This is a genomic window from Alkalimonas delamerensis (assembly GCF_030717955.1).
Classification (GTDB): Bacteria; Pseudomonadota; Gammaproteobacteria; order Enterobacterales; family Alteromonadaceae; genus Alkalimonas; species Alkalimonas delamerensis.
Genome location: NZ_JAUZVY010000002.1, coordinates 20,460 through 38,939 on the forward strand (window position 1 = coordinate 20,460; position 18,480 = coordinate 38,939).

The 18,480-nt window shown below is 46.5% G+C and carries 17 protein-coding genes and 1 pseudogene; 13 read left to right on the forward strand and 5 right to left on the reverse strand.

Annotated elements, in window-relative coordinates; all coding sequences use genetic code 11:
- Window positions 1-3: 3 nt before the first annotated feature.
- The 6 genes from flgJ (at window position 4) to Q3O59_RS04660 (ending at window position 7,227) form a co-directional block, all read left to right on the forward strand.
- Entirely contained in the window at window positions 4-957 is a 954-nt protein-coding gene (gene flgJ / locus Q3O59_RS04635) for a flagellar assembly peptidoglycan hydrolase FlgJ (RefSeq protein WP_305944465.1), read from the forward strand.
- A 59-nt stretch (window positions 958-1,016) separates the two neighbouring features.
- Window positions 1,017-3,035: a flagellar hook-associated protein FlgK gene (gene flgK, locus Q3O59_RS04640; RefSeq protein WP_305944466.1), complete on the forward strand. Its 2,019-nt coding sequence runs from the start codon at window positions 1,017-1,019 to the stop codon at window positions 3,033-3,035.
- A gap of 5 nt (window positions 3,036-3,040) precedes the next feature.
- Complete coding sequence (flgL, locus tag Q3O59_RS04645) at window positions 3,041-4,273, forward strand: flagellar hook-associated protein FlgL (protein WP_305944467.1); 1,233 nt, start codon at window positions 3,041-3,043, stop codon at window positions 4,271-4,273.
- Between the two features lie 176 nt (window positions 4,274-4,449).
- Complete coding sequence (locus tag Q3O59_RS04650; protein ID WP_305944468.1) at window positions 4,450-5,274, forward strand: flagellin N-terminal helical domain-containing protein; 825 nt, start codon at window positions 4,450-4,452, stop codon at window positions 5,272-5,274.
- 180 nt (window positions 5,275-5,454) lie between these two features.
- On the forward strand, window positions 5,455-6,279 hold the full coding sequence (locus Q3O59_RS04655; protein WP_305944469.1) for a flagellin N-terminal helical domain-containing protein: 825 nt from the start codon (window positions 5,455-5,457) through the stop codon (window positions 6,277-6,279).
- Between the two features lie 123 nt (window positions 6,280-6,402).
- On the forward strand, window positions 6,403-7,227 hold the full coding sequence (locus tag Q3O59_RS04660; protein ID WP_305944470.1) for a flagellin N-terminal helical domain-containing protein: 825 nt from the start codon (window positions 6,403-6,405) through the stop codon (window positions 7,225-7,227).
- A gap of 100 nt (window positions 7,228-7,327) precedes the next feature.
- Here Q3O59_RS04660 and Q3O59_RS04665 read toward each other — a convergent pair whose 3' ends face one another.
- On the reverse strand, window positions 7,328-7,546 hold the full coding sequence (locus Q3O59_RS04665; protein WP_305944471.1) for a hypothetical protein: 219 nt from the start codon (window positions 7,544-7,546) through the stop codon (window positions 7,328-7,330).
- Here Q3O59_RS04665 and Q3O59_RS04670 point away from each other — a divergent pair.
- The 7 genes and pseudogenes from Q3O59_RS04670 to Q3O59_RS15870 all read left to right on the forward strand — a co-directional run.
- Window positions 7,545-8,369, forward strand: coding sequence for a flagellin N-terminal helical domain-containing protein (locus Q3O59_RS04670; protein WP_228594067.1), 825 nt, complete (start codon window positions 7,545-7,547; stop codon window positions 8,367-8,369). The two genes, Q3O59_RS04665 and Q3O59_RS04670, sit on opposite strands and share 2 nt — an antisense overlap.
- A gap of 67 nt (window positions 8,370-8,436) precedes the next feature.
- Complete coding sequence (locus Q3O59_RS04675; protein ID WP_305944472.1) at window positions 8,437-8,835, forward strand: flagellar protein FlaG; 399 nt, start codon at window positions 8,437-8,439, stop codon at window positions 8,833-8,835.
- 9 nt (window positions 8,836-8,844) lie between these two features.
- Window positions 8,845-10,314 (forward strand): flagellar filament capping protein FliD, encoded by a 1,470-nt coding sequence (fliD, locus tag Q3O59_RS04680; protein WP_305944473.1) that lies wholly within the window; start codon window positions 8,845-8,847, stop codon window positions 10,312-10,314.
- A gap of 9 nt (window positions 10,315-10,323) precedes the next feature.
- On the forward strand, window positions 10,324-10,761 hold the full coding sequence (gene fliS, locus Q3O59_RS04685; protein WP_228594061.1) for a flagellar export chaperone FliS: 438 nt from the start codon (window positions 10,324-10,326) through the stop codon (window positions 10,759-10,761).
- Window positions 10,761-11,069, forward strand: coding sequence for a hypothetical protein (locus Q3O59_RS04690; RefSeq protein WP_305944474.1), 309 nt, complete (start codon window positions 10,761-10,763; stop codon window positions 11,067-11,069). The genes fliS and Q3O59_RS04690 overlap by 1 nt, the downstream gene beginning before the upstream one ends.
- A gap of 46 nt (window positions 11,070-11,115) precedes the next feature.
- A complete protein-coding gene (locus Q3O59_RS04695; RefSeq protein ID WP_305944475.1) occupies window positions 11,116-13,938 on the forward strand; it encodes a 6-hydroxymethylpterin diphosphokinase MptE-like protein in 2,823 nt (940 codons plus the stop codon).
- Window positions 13,939-14,043: 105 nt separating this feature from the next.
- Window positions 14,044-14,145: pseudogene (locus tag Q3O59_RS15870) on the forward strand (IS66 family transposase zinc-finger binding domain-containing protein); the annotation flags it as partial.
- Between the two features lie 290 nt (window positions 14,146-14,435).
- Here the strand turns inward: Q3O59_RS15870 and Q3O59_RS04700 are convergent.
- The 4 genes from Q3O59_RS04700 to Q3O59_RS04715 all read right to left on the reverse strand — a co-directional run bounded on the left by Q3O59_RS04700 (window position 14,436) and on the right by Q3O59_RS04715 (window position 18,474).
- Complete coding sequence (locus Q3O59_RS04700; RefSeq protein ID WP_305944476.1) at window positions 14,436-15,320, reverse strand: LicD family protein; 885 nt, start codon at window positions 15,318-15,320, stop codon at window positions 14,436-14,438.
- A 750-nt stretch (window positions 15,321-16,070) separates the two neighbouring features.
- Window positions 16,071-16,484 carry a glycerol-3-phosphate cytidylyltransferase gene (gene tagD, locus Q3O59_RS04705; RefSeq protein WP_305944477.1) on the reverse strand — a complete coding sequence of 138 codons (414 nt, stop codon included), beginning with the start codon at window positions 16,482-16,484 and terminating at the stop codon, window positions 16,071-16,073.
- Between the two features lie 359 nt (window positions 16,485-16,843).
- A complete protein-coding gene (locus tag Q3O59_RS04710; protein ID WP_305944478.1) occupies window positions 16,844-17,521 on the reverse strand; it encodes an HAD family hydrolase in 678 nt (225 codons plus the stop codon).
- Complete coding sequence (locus tag Q3O59_RS04715) at window positions 17,518-18,474, reverse strand: ATP-grasp domain-containing protein (RefSeq protein ID WP_305944479.1); 957 nt, start codon at window positions 18,472-18,474, stop codon at window positions 17,518-17,520. The genes Q3O59_RS04710 and Q3O59_RS04715 overlap by 4 nt, the downstream gene beginning before the upstream one ends.
- Between the last annotated feature and the right edge of the window lie 6 nt (window positions 18,475-18,480).

The following is an 18,480-nucleotide window of genomic DNA, read 5'->3' on the forward strand; positions in this document are numbered from 1 at the left end:
GCTATGGAGTCGATTCGTCAGCCGATGTCGTACCACGACATCAACAGTTTGCAACAAATCCGCCAGACAGCAGGGCAGGATGAGCAGCAAGCACTGCGGCAGGCGGCAGAGCAGTTCGAAGCCATTTTTATGAACATGCTGTTGAAAAGCATGCGTGAGGCCAATGCACATTTTGAAGCCGATGGCATGATGCACAGCGAAACCACGCGTTTCTATCGGGATATGCACGACAACCAGTTGGCGTCGGATTTGGCGCAGCAAGGCAGCTTGGGTCTGGCCGACCTGATCGTCCAGCAGTTGGATCCTGCCGCCGTCGCCAATCAGCCAAAGCCATTGGCACCGGGCGAGCTGATGATGCCGCAGCCAATCCAGCGTGCAGTCAGGCAGGCGGCAACATCACCAGCGTCTGCAGCGATGCAGCCTGCTCCCGAAACCGCAAAGGCTGACTTCTTACAAGAAAGCCGCTGGCAGGTGTCTTCTCCTTCGGATTTTGTAGCCCGCTTGATGCCAGCGGCGCGGGAAGCCGCATCGGCTTTGGGGTTGGATCCGCTGGCGCTGGTGGCTCAGGCGGCACTTGAGACAGGCTGGGGCCAACACATGATCCGCACATCGGATGGCGAAAATAGTTTCAATTTGTTCGGCATCAAAGCCAGTCGGGGCTGGCAAGGGGACACGGCAGTGGTCGATACCCTGGAGTACCGGCAGGGCGTGGCACAGAAAGAAAAAGCCAGGTTTCGCGCCTATGCGTCGCCGGAGCAGAGTTTGCAGGACTATGTGCAGTTTATCCGCAACAGTGCCCGCTACCAGGATGCGCTGAAAGTGGCCTCGGATAGCGTGGCATACTTTCGTAAACTGCAAGCAGCAGGCTATGCCACAGATCCGAATTACGCCGAGAAAATAAAGTCTGTACTAAACAGCCCTACGATTCGGGCCTGGCGCAATCAGACTCAAGATTAATCCATCCTGGCCGATAGGATCCATGGTTGGTGGTAGAAAGGTTCAGCAGGAGTTGCACTATGTCGGATAATTTACTCAGAATAGGGTCCTCGGCCGTGATGGCCAGCAGTACCTTGCTGAACACCACCAGTAACAACATTGCCAACATCAATACCGAAGGCTATGTCCGCCAGCGCACCGAATTTGAAGCGCAAATTTTAGGCTTGGGCGTTGGGCGCGGCACGACCGAGCGTCTGGTCAATGAGTTCACTTTAAAGCAGTTGCGACGTGATACTTCGGCTTACGCTTATTCCAAGCAGTATCTGGATGAAGCGAACCGGGTCGATGCGCTTTTTTCCAATCCGGCCAACAGCATCGCAACCGGCATGAATCAGCTGTTTGATCAATTCCAAATCGCCAACAATGACCCCACCACCTTAGCCAATCGGCAGTTGATTATTGGCAGTTCCGAGGCTTTGTTGGATCGCTTCAACACCATGTCGACCCTGGTGTTGGATCAGGATTTGTTTATCAACCAGCAACTGGATATTTATGTTGATGAGTCCAATGGTTACATCAAACAAATCGCACAGCTGAATAAAGAAATTGCCAGCTATGGCACCGGCGCCAGTCGTCCTATCCCACTGAACTTGTTGGATAAACGCGACGAGGCCATCCGGAAGTTATCGGAAATGGTTGAAATACGCACCCTGGATGCCAAAAATGGCGAGAAGTTGGTGTTTATGGCAACCGGACAATCCTTGGTGGTTGAGAATGGCGATTTTTCTTTGCTGGCTGCCCGCGGTAATCCGGATCCCTCCCGCAAAGAGCTGCAATTGCAGTTGTCGGGCAACACCAATGTCATTCGGGATATCAATGTCAAACAGCTGGGTGGCAAGCTGGGGGCCTTGATTGCGTTTCGGGAAGAGATCCTGGATCCAACCCAAAATAAACTGGGCCAGGTGGCTTTGTCACTGGCTGACGCCTTGAACGAGCAGAATAAGCTGGGCATGAACTTAAATGGTGAATTGGGTGGACCGCTTTTTACCCTTCCCACCTTTAGTGGCTTTCCTTACCAGGGCAACAGTGCAGGCTCCAGTCTAACCGGAACCGTAGAGGCCGGGGAAGGCAGCAAGATCCCTCCCAATGATTTGCGGCTCACCATCACATCGGCGACAGAAGTGCGGGTTGAAGCTGTCGACTTAAAAGGCAATGTGATCCCTGGCTCTGAGGTTTTGGTGAATGTTGCAGGCTTTCCTGCGACCATCAATGCTGATGATGCGGGCGGGGATCTCTATGGTTTTACTTTTACCATTACCGGCGATGTGGGGGACCAATTCGAGTTTAAACCTCTGGCAACCGCTGCCCGTCAGGTCGGTATGGCCACCACCCGGCCGGAAGATATTGCTCTGGCATCGCCCATTCGGATTGATCAAACACTGGAAAATTTGGGCAACGGTAAAATAGCCAATCTACAGGTCACGGATACCACACCTGCCACTGCGCCGGACTATGGTTTTACTGCACCGGGTGGCTTGGTGAACGGCCCTTGGACGGTCACCTATCTCGGCGGTGATAGTTTTCAGATTGAAGACAGTGGTGGTGCCATGATTGGTACCGCCAACTTTGGTTCAGCCAACTATCAGAATCTGTTCGCAGAAGCCGGAGTCGATGTAGGGTTTGATTTTTCCATCACTGGTATTCCAAGCATCGGGGATACCTTCAGTATTGAATACAACAGCGGTGGCTTCAATGACAACCGCAATGGCCTGTTATTGGCTGGTTTGCAAACCGATACCAGCACCACCCGGTTGAATGCATTGTCCACACCTGGCGGCGTGAACAGTGCCAGCTTCAATCAGACTTATGCTTCGATGGTCAGCCTGATTGGTGAGCGTACCAATCAGGCTCGCAACAGTGAAGCGGCAAATGCTGCTTTGTTGGAACAAAGTCAGCTTTGGTTTGAGTCCTTGTCGGGGGTGAGCCTGGATGAGGAAGCGGCGAACTTGATTCGTTTCCAGCAAACTTATCAGGCGGCGACTCGGATTATTTCCACATCGCAAACCATTTTCGATACGCTGTTGTCAGCAGTGAGGTAAATTCAATGCGCATGTCTTTCAATATGAAGTTCAATTTGGGACTTAATGGTGTTATCAATACCAATGCCAAAATGACCAGGGCGCAGGAGCAGCTGACCAAACAAACGCGTATTTTAACGCCTGCGGATGATCCAGCGGCTTCTGCCAAAGTGCTGGGCCTGGATCAAAACCTGGCGCAGACAGAGCAGTACCAAAATAACTCCATTTTACTGAAGAATAATCTGGCACTGGAAGAAACCGTTCTCACCAATATGCGAACCTCGATGGATCGTGCTCGGGTCCTTGCTATTGCTGCAGGCAATGGAACCTATACTGAGCAGGATCGGCGCGCAGTCTCAGCCGAGTTAAAGAATATTCAGGTGGAGTTGCTTGACTTGATGAACACCCAAAATGCAGAGGGAGGTTATATTTTTGCGGGTTACCAGGATAAGAACATGCCTTATGTGTTTAACCCCATTACCGAACGCTTTGAATTTCAAGGGGATGATGGTCAGAAATCTTTGCAGTTGTCACCGACCATTGCCTTGCCTGGCAATGACAGTGGTAAGTTTGTATTCGATGATGTCAATGCCCGCTTTAAAACCACAGCGCCCGTTATCGCTGCTGGTGGGGCAACCTCTGCTTTTGTATCGGTGACCAACCAAAGTCGGTTCGATAACTTTTATCGTGATAACTACGATAGCCTGACCCCCGCCAATAACAACTTTAATGTGGTACTGACAGCGCCCGATAGCTATGAAATTCAGCGCAATGGTGCTGCTTTAGTGCCGCCGGTCACCGGTAGCTTCCAGCCTGGCCAGCCCATTTCATTTCGTGGTCTTTCGATTGAAATCAACGGTCCTGCAGTACCTGGGCAAGTGGATTTTTCACTTGAACCACCGCAAAAAAGAAATATTCTGGATACCTTAAATGCCTTTGTGATAGCCCTGGAAGATCCCTCTACCAACCAGTTTCAGCTGGACGAAGCAATACAGGACGCTTTGGTGCAAATTACCAACGCATCCGATAAAGTCGACAACTTTATGGCAACCATCGGTGGTCGGGTTAATGTGCTGGACAGCGTTTTTGAAACCAATGAAGACTTGAAGATTAACAATAAGTCGTACCGTGCAGACTTGTCAGAGGTCGACTATGCAGAGGCTTTGACCGAGATTACCAAGCAGGAAATTGCACTGCAAGCTATCTCCGCGACTTTCACCAAGGTGTCTGCTGTTTCATTGTTTGACTTTATCCGTTGATCATAAGCAGGAAAAGTAAGGGAAAGTCGCAATAAACCCCTGTTTTCCAAACAAAGTAAAAAAATATCAATTTTCCTCTCAACTTTTTCGCAGTGTGTCCGATAAATAAATATCGGACAATTGATATTGAAAGCAATAAATATCAATTGATTTAAAAGGTTAGTAGGAGACTTGCTATGTCACTTTACGTCAATACCAACACATCTTCTTTGAACGCCCAACGGCAACTGTTTAATTCTGGCAATGCATTGGATACTGCTTTCAAACGCTTGTCATCTGGCTTTCGGATTAACAGTGCGGCGGATGATGCGGCAGGATTGCAAATCTCCAATCGTCTAACCAGCCAAATCAATGGCCTGGATCAAGCGGCCCGTAATGCCAACGACGGTATCTCTCTGGCCCAGGTCGCTGAAGGCGCGATGGATGAAATTACCAACTCGCTGCAGCGGATCCGGGTGCTGGCGATCCAGTCGCAAAATGGTATTAATAGCTCGGCAGATCGAGCAGCCTTGCAAAAAGAGGTTGCCCAGTTAAAGCTAGAGATTAGCCGCATTGCCTCTACCACTCAGTTTGGTAGTCAAAACCTTCTGTCGGGTAACTTTTCAGCTTCCTTCCTTGTTGGCGCTAATGCAGGGCAGAAAATTGATATTCGCTTGTCCAGAGCTGCTGGTTATGGCACCTCATCCTTGGGGTTAGGAGCTTTGTCGGTCTCGACGGTTGAAGGTGCCTCTGCTGCCTTGGCGTTGCTGGACAGTGCTATTGGTATTATCGATGGCACCCGGGCCGATTTGGGTGCGATTCAAAACCGCTTCCAGGCGACCATTCGCAACCTGACCAATATTTCAGAGAACGTGTCTGGTGCGCGGAGCCGGATCCGGGATACCGATTTCGCCAAGGAAACGGCTGAACTGACCCGGACCCAGATTTTGCAGCAGACCAGTACTACAGTACTGGCCCAGGCCAACCAGCGGCCTCAGGCTGCTCTGAGCCTGCTGCAGTAAGCAACACCTGAACAAAAAAAGCACCCAAATAGGGTGCTTTTTTGTTTTTGATTTAAATTTCTCCTTAGCGGCTTATTTTCTTCTGTTTTCTAAAGTTTCCCTAAATATTTCCGATATATAGGTTGTGGGTAGTTTCACTTTAGGTGGGCTATGATCGTTAACTGATGTAGGAGAAACATCATGTCGTTATATGTCAATACCAATACGTCATCGCTGAATGCTCAGCGGCAGTTATTTAACTCAGGCAATTCGTTAGACGTTGCTTTTAAGCGTTTATCATCCGGCTTTCGGATTAACAGTGCGGCGGATGATGCGGCTGGTTTGCAAATTTCCAACCGCCTAACCAGCCAAATTAATGGTTTGGATCAGGCGGCCAGAAATGCCAACGATGGTATCTCCTTAGCCCAGGTGGCAGAAGGTGCGATGGATGAAATTACCAACTCGTTGCAGCGGATCAGGGTGCTGGCGATCCAATCACAAAATGGCATCAACAGCTCTGCCGACCGGATTGCTTTGCAAAAAGAAGTGACCCAACTGAAATTGGAAATCAGCCGAATTGCTTCGACCACCCAGTTTGGGGTGCAGAATCTGTTGGCAGGTAACTTTTCTGCCTCCTTCCTGGTTGGCGCCAATGCTGGTCAGAAAATCGATATTAAGCTGTCACGCGCTGGTGGCTACGGTACTTCTGCGCTGGGGCTTGGTGAGCTGTCTATTTCGACGGTTGAAGGTGCTTCTGCTGCTTTGGCTCTGTTGGACAGTGCTATCGGCATCATCGATGGCACCCGGGCCGATTTGGGTGCGATTCAAAACCGTTTCCAGGCGACCATTCGCAACCTGACCAATATTTCAGAGAACGTGTCTGGTGCGCGCAGTCGTATTCGGGATACCGATTTCGCCAAGGAGACGGCTGAATTGACCCGGACTCAGATTTTGCAGCAGACCAGCACTACGGTACTGGCCCAGGCCAATCAGCGGCCACAGGCTGCTCTGAGCTTGTTGCAGTAATGCTGTAAACCTGGCATTGGCATTGAGCTCTTGGGGCTCTTTGCCAGGCCGGCTGTAAAGCGTGTGTGGCAGCTGGTTATCTCTGGATAACGGTTGTGCAAACGTTTGGACTGGAGCAACGATATGTCATTGGTTGTGAATTCAAATCAATCATCGCTTGGCTCCCAACGGTTACTTAGTAATGCAACCTCAGGTTTGAATGCGACCTTTGAGAAGTTAAGTTCAGGCTACCGAATCAACCGGGCGGCCGATGATGCTGCAGGATTGGTGATTACTGGTACCCTGCAGAATCAAATTTCCGGGTTAAATCAAGCCGTACGGAATGCCAGTGATGCCATATCACTGCTACAGGTAACGGATGGTGCCATGGATGAAATGGCGAACTCATTACAACGCATGCGTGTTTTAACGATACAGGCTCACAATGGTGTCAATACCATTGCCGATAAGCAGGCATTGCAACAAGAGTTTGATGAACTAAGGCAGGGCATTAACGCCATTGCTGAGAAAACTGAATTTGCCGGAATCCGTCTGCTTGATGGTTCGGCCGGTAGCCTGGATTTCTTGGTCGGAGCCAACGCTGGTCAGAAAGTCAGCATCGAGTTGTCAAACAGTTACAGTACGGCTGCTGCTGGTTTAAATCTGGATGGGCTCAGTTTGGTGGATGATGACACTGAAGACATTTTGCAACGGATTGATGCCGCCTTGATGCAAACAGATGAGGCAAGAACAGACTACGGTGCCCAACAGAATGCGATGATATCCACGATAAAAAACCTGAGTAACATCAGTGAAAATGTATCGGCATCACGCAGTCGTATCAAGGACACCGATTACGCTCGAGAAACAACGGAGCTAACCAGAGTGCAGATTATTCAGGAAAGCAGCACCTCGGTATTGGCTCAAGCCAATCAGCGACCCCAGGCGGCTTTGGCTGTTCTTCGTTAGCAGAAGTCTGAACAAAAAAATGCATGTGGCGATTGCAGTCGACCTTGCTGAAAACAATGAAAGAGCAAGATAAACGGATCTTCGGAGTGACTCTCTTGCTCTATTTTTTTGACCACCCTACAAGGGTGGTTTTTTTATTTTCAAAAAAAATAATTTTTTTTCTAAAGTTCTCATTTGGCAGGCCGATACCTGAGTTAAGCCAAGTTGCAGCTTGGCTCCACTGACGGAACTCCGGCAATTTTGTCGGGCCGTAATGTTGAACAAAGTGGAAGGCAGTCAGGTTTTGCAGAACCTTGCCGGATACTAAGGAGTGACTCATGTCTTTATACGTAAATACCAACACCTCGTCGTTGAATGCGCAACGTCAGCTGTTCAATTCAGGCAATAACCTGGACGTTGCTTTTAAGCGTCTGTCATCTGGTTTTCGCATCAACAGCGCAGCTGATGATGCGGCGGGTTTACAGATTTCCAATCGCTTGACCAGCCAAATCAATGGCCTGGATCAGGCAGCACGTAATGCCAACGATGGTATTTCAGTTGCCCAGGTTGCTGAAGGCGCCATGGATGAAATTACCAATGCGCTGCAGCGGATCCGTACTCTGGCGATTCAGTCCCAGAACGGCATCAACAGTTCTACCGACCGTGCGGCCCTGCAAAAAGAAGTGACGCAGTTAAAAGCTGAGATGAGCCGTATTGCGGCCAATACTCAGTTTGGTACGCAAAACCTGCTGAATGGCACTTACTCGGCCTCGTTCCTGGTTGGTGCCAACGCCGGTCAAACCATTGATATTAAGCTGTCTCGTGCCGGTGGTTATGGCACTTCTGCACTTGGTTTGGGTGACTTGAGCATTTCTACCACAGGTGGTGCTTCAGCTGCTCTGGCGGCCATTGATAGTGCCATCGGCATCATTGACGGTACCCGTGCCGACCTGGGTGCGTTGCAGAACCGTTTTCAGGCGACCATCCGTAACCTGACCAACATCTCTGAAAACGTATCCGGTGCTCGCAGTCGGATCCGGGATACTGATTTTGCTCGTGAAACTGCAGAGCTTACCCGAGCGCAGATTTTGCAGCAAACCAGTACCACAGTATTGGCTCAGGCAAACCAGCGTCCTCAGGCAGCTTTGTCGTTATTAGGTTAAACTAATAACATGCGGTGGTGAAAACAGCAGTTAAGTTTTCACCCTGCGTGCCGATAAGGAGTCTGATATGAGCAGCATGACCTTAAATAGCTCATCGGTAACCAGCTCCATACTGCCAGTTGAGAAAACTGAGGCTCGTTTTCAAGTGGAGCAAGAGCCGAAACAGATTGAGCGGCTGGCACCTGATGAGCCTCTAAAGGGCGGGAAGCTGGAACAAGTTTCCCGAAATGAGCTGAATGAAGCGGTGGAAGTCATGAACAATGCTGCTGCCATTCAGAAACGCTCATTGAGCTTTTCAATCGATGATGCCTCTGGCCGGGAAGTGATAAAAGTTGTTGACTTCAAGACCTCGGAGCTCATTCGGCAAATTCCGTCGGAAGAGCTGCTAAAAGTGGCACAAGATGTGAAGAGGTTGCAACAGGAGATGGGACGTTCCATTGGTTTACTGGTGGACAGTAAAGTTTAGAGGTGATTTATGTCGCAAGTTAATTTTTTAGGCTCGGCTTCAGGCTTGCCACTGGAGGAGTTGGTAAGTACTCTGGTTAAGGTAGAGCGTGATAGCAAACTGGGCCGGATTAATAAGACAAAATCAACTCTAGAAGCGTCGCTATCAGGGGTGGGCCGGCTGAAGTCGGCTCTCTCTTCTTTTCAAAACTCCATTAAAGCTCTGGGTGGCAACAACCTGAAAGCGCGGGTTGCAACCATTACCCAGCCACAGGAAAATAAAACCTTTCTGGAAGCCTCTGCCAGCAACAGTGCGGTACCGGGTAGCTTTGATGTCAAAGTGAATCAGCTTGCTGCTGGTAGCCGATTGGAGAGCGCGGATGGCAGCTATGACTCTGCCAACGATGTGGTCAGTACCACCGATGGGGTGATCACGCTCACCGCAGGTGATAAAAGCTTTGATGTCAATGTCACCGCAGGCATGACTTTGAACCAGCTGCGTCAAAAAATTAATGGCGCCAGTGACAACTTTGGGGTCAATGTTAACCTGATTAATGCCGGTGGCGCTGTCGGTACCAAGCTGGTATTTAGCTCTGGCATCACCGGTGACGGCAATGATTTGCAGATCAGCAACAACAACGCCGAACTGGACAGTATTTCTACCATTCCCACCGGAGCCAGTGCCGGTCTGTCCGTAGTGCAGGCCGCCCAAAACGCTGAAATTGAAATTGATGGCATTCTGGCTAGCAGCAATACCAACGTCTTCAGCAATGTGATTCAGGATGTCAGCTTGACGGTTCGGGCCGTGACGCCGGATGGCAACAACGCCGCTTTGAATATCAACACCGATAAAGAAGGGGCTGAAGAAAAGATCAATGCATTTATTAAGAGCTACAACGAGTTGGTGGATCAAATTGATTCGTTGACCAAGAACCGTACCTTGGGCTCGGATGGCAAAACGGTAACAGCTCAAGGTGGCCCTTTGGCGGGTGATCCATTGCCACGCTCGATTATGTCTCAGCTGCGTGGCATTCTTGGCTCCGCTTTCGAAGATGCAGATGAAGGGTTATCGACTCTGTATAGCATGGGTATTACCTTTAACAGCAGCGGTAAACTGGAAATTGCTTCGACCAGTGAGTTTGGTGGCGACTCTGGTCGGGTTCGCTTTAACCGGGCCTTGGATGAGAACTTTGATGGCATAGCGTCCCTTTTTGGTGGCGATAAAGGCCTGAGCGCCAGCCTGGAAGACTTTACCAAGCAGTTTACGCAATCCGGTGGCATCATTGCGACCCGTGAAAACTCACTTCGGGGGCAAATTGATAAAAGCAATAAGGATTTAGAGGCTGCGAATCGCTTTATTCAAAGCTATGAACAAACTTTGCGCAGTCGTTACACTGCACTGGATGGTTTGCTGGGATCGATGCAGAACATGGCATCCACCATCACTGCCCAGCTGTCAAATTTACCTGGGTTTAGAACCCAAACCACAAATCGAAATTAAGGAGCTTTTATGAGTTATGGTATTAAAGCCTATAAGTCGGTGGGGGTAAAAGATGATTTAGCCGTTGCCGATCCGCATCGGGTGATCCAATTGCTCATGCAAGGAGCCCTTGAAAATATGGCGAAGGCCAAAGGTTGCATGGAGCGGAAAGATTATGCCGGTAAATCGGCAACCATTTCCAAGTCAATGAGTATTATTTCTGCCTTGCAAGGCTCCTTGGATATGGAGCTTGGAGGTGAAATCTCTGAAAATCTGTGGTCTTTGTACGATTTTATGGTCAATCATTTGATTTTGGCCAGCCGCGAAAACAATGCAGCCAAAGTGGCGGATGTGATGGAGTTGATGCTATCCATTAAAACCGCTTGGGATCAAATCCCGGTAGCAGAGCGGGAAAAAGGCTATCAAATGCAGGCTGAGCGTCAAAGTCAAACAGCTTCGGGGTTCTGATGCCTTCCTTTGATGCATGGCAACATGGTTATCAGCAGCTTCGTGCAGAGCTTGAGCTGCTGTTAAACACTGAGCTGCCGGACTATCAGGCTGCAGAAAAACAACTTTCTAAACTTCATTCTCATATACAGTCTGGCCTGGATATTGCTGATGAACAGCAGCAATATGGTATCTTTCTGCAGGAGCAGCTAGACTGGCTGCAGGGTATTATTGCCGTACTGAGTAAGCAAAAAGACAGCATGGCTGCAGACTTACTGCAATTAGAGCGGCGAAAAAAAGCGCGGGATCGCTACAATCAACATACCTGAACGGGCGATATAGTTGCCCGTTCAGCAGTAACTGTTCGGGAACACTATGCTCAAGTACATCAATTATCAACTGCAAGATGACTCTGAACTGCAAGAGCAGTTGGAGCGAAACGCTGCCAGTCAGATCAAAAAAACACTCTCGGCCAATATGGCTGCCTTTCGACATTACATCCCTTCAGTCATTGATATCGTTGAACAAAATCAAGTGCAGCAGTATTCGCTGTTTTGCAACAAGCACGAAGCGTTGAATATTGTCGATTTTGCCACCGGCAGAGTGCTCTATGGTGAGCATCCGGTAGAAGAGGTACGGCAAGAGGTTGCTTCATTCTTACAGTGTGCGCCTTACTTTGAGATTGAGGGCAGTTCAACGATTGATGGCTGCTGGCAAACGGAACCGGTGCCCGCTTCAATAGAGACGTTGATCATGTTTGGCATGGGCTTTGGTTATCAGTTAACAGAGCTATTGCAACAGGTTCGTATTAAGTATTTAGTTGTGTATGAGCCCTCTGTAGACATGCTGTTTTGTTCACTGCAGGCACATGACTGGCTTGAGTTGTTTGAGTTGGCTGCGGCTCTGAATACTCAAATCTTTCTGCAACTTGGCAATGATGGCAGCTCCTTACCCGCCGATCTTGCAGAGTTAAGCGCTGTGACAACACAAAGCAAATGCTACCTCTACCGGCATTATTTTCATCCGGTGATGGACAAAGTAATTAACTTTGCCCAGCAAAACAGCGGCAATGCTGCTGTGTTAACCAGCCCTCAGCAACACTTCATGCCCTATGATCATCTGTATGACTTTATCAGTGAGCGCAACCCAAATGTGCTTGGGAATAGTCTGCCTGATGCTGCCACTTTAGATAACGCCTTGTATCAGCGAAATATGGCGGCATTAGCGCAATATTACCCCAAGGTGCATCAAGCGATAGAGCAGCATCAGGCCAAACAATGGCAGTTGGTGAAGGTTGATCAGCAGGTGAATTTGTACCACTCTGAACGCCGGGCATTGTTTTATCAGGATACCGAGGCAGAGTCCACAGCCCTAATCGATTACTTTGTGCATCATCCCTTCAAAGACGACATTATTCTTGGTCAAAAAGTGTCGGGTAAGCTGAAGCATTACATCCATTTTACCCATGTGACTCAGGTGGAGCCTTTGATTAACCGGCAGTTGAGTCAACAAACGGTTTTACCTGATGAAGTAGGTTCTTTGATTGTGTTTGGTGTGGGGTTAGGACGCCATATTGAGCAACTGGTAAAACAGCGTCACATCAAAAATCTCTATATCTGTGAGCCCAACCTGGACTTTTTTGCTGCATCACTTTGGGTGACCGACTGGGCAGGTATTTTGAGCGAGGCAGACGAGGCTGAGAGCCGAATTTACCTGAACCTTGGTGGTGATGGCTCCAGTTACTTTTATGATCTGATGGCGCAGTTTTACCAGGTTGGAGCCTACTCTATTGCCGATACTTATATGCTGAGCTCTTATTTCAATCCTAGTATGCAGCAGGCTATTTTAGATCTACGTGCTGAGTTGAAGGTTGTACTAGCTCTTGGCGAGTATTTTGATCATGCACGTTATGGGGTTGCGCATACGTATAATAGCCTAAAGCAGAGCCATAAATGGCTAAAATATGATAATCAAAGCTATAAAAAGCTGCGAGCAACTCAACTTCCTGTTTTTGTCGTGGGTAATGGACCTAGCCTTGATGACAGCATCGAGACTATTAAGCAATACCTGGGGAAGGCAATTATAATTAGTTGTGGAACTGCACTTCGATCTTTGCACGCAAACGGAATACAGCCAGACTTTCATGCTGAGGTTGAGCAAAACAGGGCGACTTACTTCTGGATAAATCAGGTTAAAGATCCTTCTTACCTCAAAGGCATTAATTTGCTGAGTGTCAATGGTATTCATCCAGATACAGCCGCTTTGTTTAAAGATGTCTTTCTTTGTTTCAAAGATGGAGAGTCATCTACTTTCTGGTTTCAGAAAGCTCTGGAAAAGCGTGGGGTGAAAATCGCTTCTCTAAGCTATGCTTACCCTACGGTGGCTAACCTTGTTATGAATTATATTTTACGCTTGGGCAGCGAAATTATTTATTTGTTTGGGGTAGATTTAGGCTTTATTGATGTTCGTTACCATCACTCAAAGTCGTCCGCGTATTATCGTAAAGATGGCAGTGAAATTTATGATTATCAAAAGGCTCATGGTGGTGGAATTCCGGCCAAAGGTAACTTTATCCCCCTTGTTTTTACGAAACGAGAGTTTGATGTATCGCGAAAGCTAATGGAGCAGGCGATTCGTAAGGCAGGGCGAAAAGTTGAGATTTATAATTGCAGTAATGGTGTAGCCATTGAGGGAGCTATTCCACTTCGACAGGAAAATATACTCCTTGATAACAGCCTTGGAGAAAAAACGACCTTACTGGACGAACTGCATAAGGATGCATTCTGCACAATAGATCCTGCTTGGGCAGATCAGATTTACTCACAGATTGATAGAGATGCTTTTAAACAAACGATATCTGATTGGCTGGCACTATTTGAGCATGATGTCAGCGACCAGGCTTCTGCTTTAAATTTTGTTGAAAAGCAATGGCAGCTTCTTCGTGAATCTACCAGAAATAGCAAAGATCCTACCTTCACTTTATTTTATGGCAGTACGAATTACTTTGGCGGTGTACTAACAAAGTTGGTATCCAGCATATCTGATGAACACACTGACGTGCTTGACACTTTTAACAAAGTTCGTCAAATTTGGTGTAGTTATATAAAGCAAGCTAGCCAGGAATTTATAACTGCACCGCTAAAGTTTGATGATGTAAACGTACAAAAAATGTTTAAACCAAAAGAAGAAAAAAAGTAGATGTTCATTAGATTTGTGTCAAATAAGACTTTGGGATTTTAAGTATCAATCCGCATACTGTAAAAGAGTGCGTCGAGATTGTATTTACAGAGAGAAACCTGAGTCTGCTACGGCCATGGACTGCATAAAATCGTCGAAGACGTCAGTGAGCAGCTGGAGTTCGTGCCTGCACAAATCCGGTTGCTGAAAAACATCCACCCTAAATACATACAGCTGCTGCCAGTAAGAAGCACAATAGCAACTCACGATGCTCTGTGCCGATTCCTGATTGAGCTGCCAAAGATTAGTGATAACGAGCAACTGCAAAAGCTCTGGCCTTACTGATCAACTCATCCACCAATCACACCGCAGCTGTGGCTGGTGTTACGCTTGTAAATTAATGTTTTTTCAAGTAACTAGCTTTATTTTTTAGAAAAACAAATAAATTATGCGTTATTCTCAAAACAATCCGCTGCACATTCCAATCTGGGCTGAACGGCTTTTCCTCTGCGGCCGTTCTAACATATATTATTATACTGGCTATGACTCCACTCTTTATTTGGTACGCGCCAGTTTTTATATAAACAGGTTAGATAATCTTCTTTATTTATTGGGGCTGGTAAATAATGATCTTCAAATGGAAGTAAATTTAATTCTTCTACAATTTCGCTGTGTACGGAAAGTGTACAATCTCCGACCTTCCAGTAACGTTTTTTTCCTACCTTATAGGTGATAAAAAAATCAACATATTTTACAGGATTATTGATATCATCCTCGTTGTAAATTTTTATAATTCTACAACAACTTTTTCTACCCTCAGGGGTATCCAAATCACCATCTATTTTCAAAGCCCTCCATCTATTGTTTTCTGAAAAATCTGACGTAAAGGTTTTCAGGAAAATACTTATTAAGTCAAAAGCTTGATCAGCATACTCCGATGGCAAGCCTAAATCGACATCATCATCCCATGGCAGTAAATCGTTGTCACGCACTATACCAAGCAAAGTACCATGGTCAATGTAATGAGGTATATGATTCTTCTGCAAAAGATTTGATAGTTCTTTTAGTAACACCTTTGATAACATGTACTTGTCCCCTCTACCCATTGGGGATACTCCTTTCACGACCCTGGCAGGCGCAATTTTTATTTTTTCTTCCTCGATCTGTATTTCTTTAAGTTGAGTTAGTATTGGTTTGAAAAACATACTGCATATAACCACCTCATCAAAGCATAATCCCCTCAGTTCGGAAACCGGAATAACGGAAACACCTCCAATACTTAAACCATGTAGCGCAACGTTATTATCACAAATTGCGATTACTTCTGTACCGCTCTCGTTCTTGTAGTAATTTAAACCTCGCTTACCACCTGCGCCTGCACCAAATAGTACAACCTTCTTCATAAAACCCCCGTTTTATTAAATTGATTTTTCTAGGCTCAGGTAACGAAACTCGCTGCCATTGTAGAAAAATTAATCTTAAATATTAAACCGAATCAATTTTTATACAACCTTATGGTATAGTTAATTCTGTAACTTAAATAAATTTTTGTTTTTCCCACTTTGAAGCATATCTGTATAATAATTTAAATCCTTCAATGTATCGATTTCCAGCCAAACATTCTCAACTCTCACTCCTAATCTACGTCATACGAAACCAAACTAAAATTTGAAGGCTTCACCTGACGGCGCTATTCTATCGCCACCAGTTAAACATTGCTTGAACCATCATAGGTGCCATTCATGCCCTAGTAAGTCATTGATTAGTGAGGGCGTGTTAGCAATGAATTTAATTCGCGTACCGTTTCCGTTGAGTTCGTGGGTTATAAAGTATTTGAACATGCTCATGCTCACTCATTATTCTTCGTTGTTGACAAGCAAATTTCGCACCAACTATGGCGACAAAATTCTGCTGGAATCGCTTTTTTGCGCCCTTTAGACCTGGCTTTCTACCTTGCTACATCAAGACTTTTTTGCCTATAAGAAGTAGAGACCCGGTTATGCGCAATTACGATAAACTGTGCCGGGCTGACATAGCCTATCGCTGAGTGCCTACGAATACGGTTATCAAATATCTATCTCTATGTACTCAAATATTTCTTAGTTGTTAAGTCACTGCGATAAAAGTCTTTAGTTCATTTCTGCTTAAGCTGATTACAGAAAATCCTTTTGCATTTGGACGAACACATTGATGGCCTGTTTCATTGCGGTGGAAGAGATATCTTTGGTCCTATCTAGGTAAATCACCTGGCATAGATCGGACAACTCATCGAATTTACCGCGCCAGTCATCGCCCATCAAAAAGATATCCACGTTGTGTTGCACAATGTCAGGCCTTTTTTGTTGCCAGTTTTGCTCAGGAATGATCAAGTCAACATAGCGGCAACTTTCTAGTATTGCTGCCCGGTGGGCATAAGGCACCAGGGTGGTTTTGCCTTTACTCTGATTAAACTCATCAGTGGATACCCCAACAATCAATCGATCGCCCAGTGATTTGGCGCGTTTTAAAAGATTGACGTGACCGATATGAAACAAATCAAATGTCCCGTAGGTAATTACAGTTTTCATAATGTACTCTAACCTCAGATACTAAACTTGGCTAAATGAAAAACCAGCATGGCTTCGCCGTCAGTATGTCGGGCTTTATTTGTCACCTTGTCGTACAAGGGCGACGATTAGATCGGCTGCTTTAACCTGTTGCTGGTAAAACAGGGCGGACAGCTCATGCCGTTTAGCTAGACAATGTGCAGGCTCACCCTGTTGTTGCCAATCACGTAGCTGTGCCAGTAGCTCAGTCTGGCTGCTCGGGTAGTGTTGATTCTTGCAGAAGCATTGTTGCAAAATGATACTATTTCCCATCGCAACGCCCTTGTATTTTATAGCTTGTAATGACTTTTTAAGTGCTACGCATCACGTAGATTAAAAATCTACATGCTTGCTGTATTTTCTTTGTGTTGCCTCAAACTTTTAAGGTCAACTAGCTGCATCAATGAGTTTTGAGCATCATAACCTTTTCTTACAACCATATCTCTGTGCGAACCGGTTAAAACTCGAACTGTATGCATACCTAACTTATTCAGGTTTACAAAGTCCTTCGAAGGGTTGTCACCAATATAAGTCATATTATTCCATTCACACTTTTCTTCTTGTTTTATTAGCTTAAAGCAGTGTGTTGAAGGCTTGGCATTTTTTACTCCAAATCGATGCGTAATAAAAATGCGCTTAAAATATTGCTCAATACCCAATGCCTGTATTTTTTTGTGCTGTACAATTTTATTTCCATCTGTAACTAAGTAGAGGGGCTTTGGCAGTTGGAGTAGTAGTTGATGGTGCTCCTCTGGCATACTTATCTTTGGTTCATGCAGCCTGTAACAGCTGATACAAGCTTTTATATTGCCTTTAGTAGCAAGTTTATGCTGTGCCAGCCAATCATCGAAAATACGACCACGGCCTTGTGTGTCGAGTAGCTGCAACATTGTTTCGAAGCTTTTTGTCTCATTCAGCTGCCATGTTATGGCAGCAAAGCGGGCAACGGCCCATAGGCCACTTTTTACATATTGGCGCTCTTCATATAAGGTATCATCTAAGTCAAAAATATAGATCACAAGTACAAATCTCCGGCATAGCGCACTTGAGTGATTGGATTTGAGGCTGGTGTAAATGGCATTGCATTGACATCTAATCCACAACTTTCAGCCAGACTCCAATATAAACTATCAACACCAGCTCTAATACCAAGTGTGGAAGCGCCTCCAAAGCGACAATTGCATTCGATAATATGCAATTGTTGTTGTCGGTCGATGATGGCTTGCATAACTACCGGGCCTGTCAACTGCAATGTCTGCAATGCATCTCTGATCATGGCATCATACTGGGGTAGGGGGGTTGTTTGACTAATTTGTGACTCACCATGCTGTACCTTGACACGGTAGCGGTAAATATTCGCTTTCAACTTCCCTTCGCAATTGAGCCAGGCATCGATACTGATCTCACGACCCTGAATGTAAGGTTGGAAAATAGGCTGCTTTAATGCTGCTGCATGCTGCAGCGCTGCAGTTGTATCAAGTGCCAGGCCCAGACTTTGACTGCCTGCACCAGTGCGCTCCTTAACCACCCAAAGAGGACTATCGCCAGCAGGTTCTTCAAAGCTAGGTATCACGGGGAAACCTTTACTAATAAGTTGATTGGAGAATTCATGTTTATCAAGGCAACTTTGTACGGCCCTTTCGGGGGATATAAGTACGCGGATACCTTGTTCTTCCAACTGGGGCTTTAATCTTGCCCAAAATAAAAGCTCACCATCCCTGCTAGGCAGAACATGGCTTATTTTCCGCTGCACTAAGCCGGCAATGATATCGTTGGTTGATGCTTTGGTTGAATGCGGCATTAACCAGAAATCGTCGGCAAAATACTGGCTAACAACAGGAGAGTTGCTATCTCCAGCAACAATGAGTGCTGAGCTGTTAATCCGTTTTGCTGCAGTACGCAAGGCATTTAACAACGGAACTTTTGCTGCGGCACTTGTAAGAAGAACTTTAAGTTTGTCGCTAGCTGTCATTCTTCA